The organism is Agromyces sp. NPDC029043, from assembly GCF_055564615.1.
The window spans coordinates 1-2044 of record NZ_JBVHVX010000057.1 but is presented as its reverse complement, the minus strand read 5'-3'; the positions used below and the strand labels follow the sequence as shown (position 1 = coordinate 2044).

Genomic DNA, 2044 nt, shown 5'->3' with positions numbered 1-2044 from the left:
TCGAGATGGCGGTCGCCACGCGGGGCGGTATGCAGGCGATATGGCGTGATGACGATGCGCAGAAGCTGATTTTCCACACCGATCGTGGGTCGACGGGCGGATTCAACTGGTCGTCGCAACACCCTGATTCTCGGAGGTGTGCGGCGTGGTTACAGCGGACTGGAGCAGGAAGACCAGCGATGTGCCGGTAGGTGTTCGTCGACAGTGGCGTGCTGATCGTGCACTTCGGCCGGCGATGCGATCGCCGGGGCGGCCGGAGCCGTCGCGGCAGGTGCAACGTGAGTTTTGGCGGGTGGTCGCGACGGGGGTGAGCACGGCGCAGGCATCGATCGCTGTCGGTGTGTCGGTGCCGGTGGGTACACGGTGGTTCCGCCACGCTGGCGGTATGAGGCCGCTGAGTCTGGATGAGCCTTCGGGCCGCTATCTATCCTTCGCGGAACGGGAAGAGATCGCGCTGCTTCGCGTTCAGGATTGTGGGGTGCGTGAGATCGCACGGCGGATCGGGCGCAGTCCGGCCACGATCTCGCGTGAGCTACGGCGCAACGCCGCAACCAGGAGCGGGAAGCTTGAGTATCGGGCGTTGGTGGCGCAGTGGAAAGCCCAGCAGGCCGCCAAGCGCCCGAAAACAGCGAAGCTCGTGGCCCACGTCGAGTTGCGGGAGTACGTACAGCACCGCCTGGCCGGCGTTGTCCGCCGTCCCGATGGCACGATCGCTGCGGGCCCCACGCCACCACCGTGGAAGGGGCTCAACAAGCCGCACCGTGCCGACCGGCGGTGGTCGCCGGCGTGGAGTCCAGAGCAGATCTCCCAGCGTTTGAAGGTCAAAGTTCCGGCCCACGATCGGAGCGGTGTACCGGCCAGCCGGCCAGTGGATGTTTCGTCGTTCTGTCAGGGTGTTGCGGATCTCCTGGGTGGGCTCAGCGCTGTCGGGAAGGCGTCCGCGGACTCCTCGCGCCAGGGCCGAGGCCACAATGTGGCCATCAAGTAGCAGTCGGGCAACCCGGGCATGGACCCGGTCGTTCCCACTGAAGCCGTTGGGAAGCGTCATGCTCTGCCTTGTATATGCGAGGACTGCGGCCAGGTCCTCAGCGAACCGGTAGACCATGAGTTGCTCTTTCAAGTCGGGGTCTTCGTTGTCAACTTCGTCGCTAGATCGGCCGTATTTGGTCAGGAATCGGCCGTCGATGTGGAACTCGACCTCTTTGGATGTGCGAAGGCCGAGAAGAACTTTGAACAGTTCGGCGACAGAGCGCGGACTGAGCCCGCGAATCTTGTATCCGACGTCCATCGACGACGCTTGGCCGGACGTGGCTCGATACGGAATCTCTGCGGCCACCGTGAGCCGGCTCCCACAGAACGACATCACGCTGGTTAAGCCGTGAGTTCCTTGGCGGACCTCCGTGACCGTTCCTTCCTCGGCGGCTACGACTTCACCGTCCTCGAGGAACCGGATCTCCATTAGCATTCCAACCGCTGGGCTGCGGTCTGTTCCTGCTCGAAGATCTGCCGGGTGCGTCGGTAGTGGTTGAGCGTCAACCATCGGTCCACTTCGGGATAGTCGATGAGCATCTGATTGAGCTCTGCGCGACCCATCCATCCCACAGTGGGTCGACGTTTCCCCGCTGGAGTGAAGGCTTCGGGCAGGCGTCTTATGTAGCCCTTCTCGGGGGTGGTGAAGTTGCTGCATGGGGCTACCAGAACCCATTCGTGCGGCTCCTGTTCCTTCACCGCCCGCACGAAGGACTTCTTGACTTTGTCTCGACGTCCCACGAACCCGCCGGACATGCCCTCGGGGTAATACTTCAACTGGTAGATAACGAGCCGGCCGTCGGGGTAAGTGACGGAGACGTCCACGCCTCCGTCACCGCCTCGTCCGTTCACGACGTCGACCTCGGCGACGCGCCGGAATTTCCGCATCACAATGTCTCGACGATGCGATCGAACCACGGTGACGTGTGCGGTCTCAGGAGATGCGTGACGTCGTGTTCTCGGGAGATGCTTACCGGCGGTGGGGCCGGTGGGCGTTGAAGTTGCGAATGGTCTT

Annotated in this window: 1 protein-coding gene and 1 pseudogene; one reads left to right on the top strand and one right to left on the bottom strand. The window is 63.2% G+C overall.

Annotation, left to right across the window (positions count from 1 at the left end; genetic code table 11):
- Positions 1 to 235 precede the first annotated feature (235 nt).
- Positions 236 to 826: pseudogene (locus tag ACZ4TW_RS23950) on the top strand (transposase); the annotation flags it as partial.
- Between the two features lie 632 nt (positions 827 to 1458).
- On the opposite strand, the gene ACZ4TW_RS23945 reads toward ACZ4TW_RS23950, so the two are convergent.
- Positions 1459 to 2044, bottom strand: a 586-nt coding sequence (locus ACZ4TW_RS23945) for a hypothetical protein (protein ID WP_279941316.1), incomplete at its 5' end; no start/stop codon positions are given.